Origin of the sequence: Nitrosomonas sp. (assembly GCF_019635155.1) — a bacterium.
In the GTDB taxonomy this organism is placed as follows: Bacteria; Pseudomonadota; Gammaproteobacteria; order Burkholderiales; family Nitrosomonadaceae; genus Nitrosomonas.
The window spans coordinates 1-4448 of record NZ_JAHBZY010000041.1; the positions used below are offsets into that span (position 1 = coordinate 1).

A 4448-nucleotide genomic window follows, 5' to 3' on the forward strand; every position below is an offset into this window, starting at 1 on the left:
TTATTCTACTCATAAACGCTGCTGCTGCACTCGCCGATCCGCTGTGTCGACAAGCCTGCGGCCGGCGGGCTCGCCACTCCGGTCCGGCCGCCTCACCGACTCGGCGGCGCGCACAGACGTGGCGCTCGTTCCTCATCGCGCCGTGCGCCCCTCACCGTACTGCGCGAGTACGCGTCGGGTCCTCCCGGCTCCGCACGCCGGGCTCACGACGCGGCTTGGCGATTTCGCGACGAACCGTCATGAATAATCCGGGCTAGGGATGTTGCCACGGAAAACCAGGTATTTCCCTCGTGGCCACCGGCCGCCGGCGGGACTAGCATGACAGTAGGACCACCAGCAACATAGGAGGTCACCATGCCTGTCTACTTTCTTCTCGGCTTAACCGTTCTCATTCTCGTGATTGCCGTATATGCGACGGTCGTCGAAGAAGTCGAAGAATCGTCAGTGGACTCCACCCTGGACCAGGATTGGGAGACGCTGACCTACGACCAGCAACAGGAATACCGGAAGGCGGGTTGACGGAAAGTCTGAACGGCTCGATTACCGGACGCTCGTCCAACAGGCAACTCTGGCGATTTCGAGCGCTGTGGAAAGCTGCCGTAATCGCCCTCCGTCGATTTGACGAGTTCGGCCTGTGTTCTTAGTGCCTATATACGCGAAGTCTTATAGGAAATGATGGTATGCCAAAATGTTAAACATGCCATTCTTCTCCCTATAAGCTACCTCAGTAGTTCATGCATATTCCAATTTCGCTGTCACGTATCATTTAATTGGGATTGCCAGCCCATGAATAAATGGCGGCATATCTCTAACTCTGCATTTTGACTGACGCAATTTTTTTTCCGAGCATGTTCCAAAAGTAAGCAAACGATTTCGATCTGGTTTGTGCTTTGGCGGGATGGAATTTTGTTGAAATCGTCTTAGCAAGATCAATTTTATTCACTGCTGAGCAAGATCCATATTGCTGTTGCCAGATATCTCGTATTTTAGCTTCGGCGTTCAAACTGCCGGTCTCTTCAGCGGATGAATAACTTGCCTTTGGGAAAATTGCGGCTATAGCCTGAGAATCCGCGAGGTACCACGCCTCCAGTTCTCGAATAGCGACACAGATGTGGAGGTAACGAGAATCTCTTGGTTGACGAGCGGTTTCCTGGATAGTCTTATCAAAAAGCTTAAAGACCGCCGAGATACAAGTGCTGTCATCGCGGTCTACGAGGATGAACCCTGCGCAGTAGCCTGCGCCGCGGAAGGTCTCAAGAAGTGCTGGAGCTTGTCGAATTAACTTGTGTTGGGATTTTAGGTTTCTTACGTCGAATGTTATCCCGTGAAAGTGTTTGTGGAGGACTTTGTCGAGAAACTCTCGATCGGACGGTCCTTGGACGGCAATACCGATCTTCAAGGAATTCCTCCAAGGGTGCCTTGTACCCATAGTTCTCCAAGATCAAAGTGTTTACGAAAGCTCTCAACCTCTGCTACGTCGGATGCTCGGCGAAGTTTTGTAAAACCTTGAATTTTGTCGCACAAAATCACTTGATCAGGTTCAAGGTGATCAAGGAAAGCGGGGTTGTGTGTGGTAACGAGTAGTTGGGTCGTTTTTGAAGCAGTTTTTAGTATTTTTACAATATGCTCTGATAGGTGAGGATGAATTCCGTTTTCGGGCTCCTCGACGGCGACGAGCGAAGCATTTCTAGACATCCATGTTGTTATTACCAACAGGGTCAGTAATCTAATAGTTCCGTCGGACGCGGAGAATGGATTGATCGATCCTTTGATTTTTTCCTCGGAGAGCTGAAAAGCCCACTTCCCTTCTATGGGGGATCGAGTGGTCTTTATACCCTTGAACCCAGGCACTACTCCGCGCAGACCATTAACAAGGGTTTCTAGATGACTCGCACCCTTGTCTTTCGCCGCCTCGATCTTATGCAGGATGACGGCGAGATTCTCGCCCGAAGAGCCTAGGTCGCAATCGGGTGTTTCACGATAAGGCTGTCGAGCAATGTCTGGCGTAATATTGTAGAAACGCCATCGGCTGATTTCTTCCTTCAAGATTACACATGCAGGCGCAAAAAACCCAACTCCCAACGCAAGGCGACCCCTTTCTTGATCAGGCACAGGGATGTTTATTTTTCCATCTCTTGGGCTCATCGGGTCCGTGATTGAAACTTTTAGGGCATCTCTCGTTAAGCTAAAAGTCGACTTCTCACCTTGGTGCTCCAACTTTGCGAAAATAGTTTCGCTTTTGATAGTCGGTACATTCATTTGCCCACGAAGATCTAGAATGACCTCATATTCAAAAGAGTTAATCTTCCAAGTGCTCTTTTTGGAAAGCGGAAATTCGACCGCAGTATCCAGCTTGATGCGAATTCTAACGGGCTTAGGCTCATTCCGCTGACGAAGGAGCTTGTTGCGAACCTCCAAGCTTCCTCCGACTTCATTGGCGGCATATTCAATATCTTGGCGTACGGCGTTCTGAAGAAATTTTAGGGCAGATAGAAAGTTGGTTTTTCCAGAGGCGTTAGCTCCAACTAGGAAATTGAGGTTCCGAAGGGGAATCTTTTCGGCGGGTGTGCCGAAACTCTTAAACCCTTCTATCTCAACTTCGGTAATCATGGTTCCCAAGCTCCAGTTGAATCAATTTGATAAAATCGCAGTTCCGTCTAGACAAGGCAAGGAGGATCTTTGTGAGATCTTAAGTTGGCATGTATAGAGAGCGCTAAGACAGACACGTATTGGTCGTTCTACCTTGAGGCTTATCCAAAATTAACGTGAGGCCCGAACTACCTTGAACCAGGTGAATTGGTGAGAGAAGACACCCCTCCCGTGAAGTTCTCCCTGTGCTGAGATGCGCTGCTCTGCTCTGCTCATTCTTGCCAGTACGGACTTTCTTAAATCCCATGCCTCTCATTAGTTGCTGATGCCGCCTGCTATCCTCCGTTATTCTTATTTTGCTCTTGACGTCTAGGCCGAAAACGACGGCAATTCAAAACGACAGTAGACTGGCGGCTTCGGCAGTCCCTTGCGAAAGGGGGTGGATTGATGAACGGTCGAAATTCTGCGAAAAACAGATCGTGTAGGCCGCGAAGGTCCCATCCGAGCGGCGTCTTCCTCAGTAACCACACTCCGAGTCGGGAGCGTAACCATCAGCCTGTGATAGGGGTTCTACCCCCTTTCAGTGGGATCGTAAGGTCTGACCCTGAATTTTGTAAGTCCATAGTTAGTTCAAAAGTCCTGAGATAAGAGCTAGCATGCGTGGATCCAGTGCCAAGAAGCTCATAGCGCAGGTTAGAGCCAAGAGTATGCATAACTCATTTTTTGCTTGAGGATCATTAGAGCAGCGCTCGTAACCGTCCATGCAACTTTCCGGCAAAAAATGCCTTATTGCACGCCACAGAGACTTGGCGGCCTTTAATATACGGTCACGCCCATTTGTTACTTTGGGTAGCCAGTCTTCGAGATAGACAGTTGTTTTGTCGCCAGTCAGCTTCAGTGCATACTCTAGCTTGGTTCTTAATGCTTTGGCCATTTCCTTCAAAGTGGTTTTCTTGTTGTTTCCCTTCTTAACTTTGGTTAGGGCATCCAACACATCTTGCAACCTGATTTTCGAATTGGCGTTTTGGTCGTTTCTATTATTAACCATCTCAAAAATCTCCTTTCCGCTGCAGAGCTATGTGAAGACCCAGATGTTACGACTAATTACCGTTTGAATTGCCAAAGAGTATCTCAAGGACGTCGCCTTGCTTGCGAAAATTACACGGCTACAGCTTCTATAGCGGCAGAAGACTACTTGTTCCGGAAAAACCTGTCAACAAGAGGGGATGTCGGAAATTCGGACAGTGTGTTAAGTGGTAGCCTGGCTTCACCCAAGCCACAGAAAGGTGCTCGACGGGAGGAGCGAGGCAGTCAAACGAACGAGACGGAATCACGAGGCGAATTTTAAGGAGAGAGTGGGCTTGGCTGCGGTCGAAGGTGACAAGACGCTCGCCGAATTAGCGGAACAGTTTTGCGTCCATCCCACGCAGATCACCGAATGGAAGCTGCAGTTGCTGACGTTCGTGGTGTGGAACAGAGCAAGTAGAGGTACCAAGCCCCACTCAGCACTCGTCGCTGCCGAAGCTCTGGGCCCTGGCACGGAAAGATCTGCCCAATCTGTAGCTCATCCATTTATTTTGGCCCATTTTCTGTGGAAGTATGACCGGCGAGGGAATGAGGCAGGATCTGAGCGCGCTCACAACACCGGCAAGTATATGGCTCTGCCAGAGGCGCACCGTCCTGCTCCCAGGTGGCGTCTGCTGTTCGAAGCTGCGGGACGCAGCAAATTCAGGCGCCAAGAGAGTCTCTGGAAGAGCTCGCCGGTGATGTGATTCCACGCGAGGAGCTTGCCTCACTCTCTCGCCCCCTCACACCGGCCACTTCTCTTCATTCCAGGCCATTTCCCAAAACATCCATTC

4 protein-coding genes and 1 pseudogene are annotated in these 4448 nt (G+C 50.0%); 2 read left to right on the forward strand and 3 right to left on the reverse strand.

The window, feature by feature from the left end:
• The first annotated feature begins 354 nt into the window (after positions 1–354).
• The gene (locus tag KF839_RS14650) at positions 355–519 is read left to right on the forward strand and encodes a hypothetical protein (protein WP_292918570.1); all 165 of its coding nucleotides are present in this window, start codon (positions 355–357) and stop codon (positions 517–519) included.
• 289 nt (positions 520–808) lie between these two features.
• Here the strand turns inward: KF839_RS14650 and KF839_RS14655 are convergent, their stop codons facing one another.
• The 3 genes from KF839_RS14655 to KF839_RS14665 all read right to left on the reverse strand — a co-directional run bounded on the left by KF839_RS14655 (position 809) and on the right by KF839_RS14665 (position 3637).
• A complete protein-coding gene (locus KF839_RS14655; protein ID WP_292918571.1) occupies positions 809–1399 on the reverse strand; it encodes a DUF4276 family protein in 591 nt (196 codons plus the stop codon).
• A complete protein-coding gene (locus KF839_RS14660) occupies positions 1396–2610 on the reverse strand; it encodes an AAA family ATPase (RefSeq protein ID WP_292918572.1) in 1215 nt (404 codons plus the stop codon). The genes KF839_RS14655 and KF839_RS14660 overlap by 4 nt, the downstream gene beginning before the upstream one ends.
• 604 nt (positions 2611–3214) lie before the next feature.
• On the reverse strand, positions 3215–3637 hold the full coding sequence (locus KF839_RS14665; RefSeq protein ID WP_292918573.1) for a hypothetical protein: 423 nt from the start codon (positions 3635–3637) through the stop codon (positions 3215–3217).
• A 238-nt stretch (positions 3638–3875) separates the two neighbouring features.
• On the opposite strand from KF839_RS14665, the pseudogene KF839_RS14670 reads away from it, so the two are divergent.
• Positions 3876–4046, forward strand: a pseudogene (locus KF839_RS14670) (transposase); the annotation flags it as partial.
• Positions 4047–4448 lie beyond the last annotated feature (402 nt).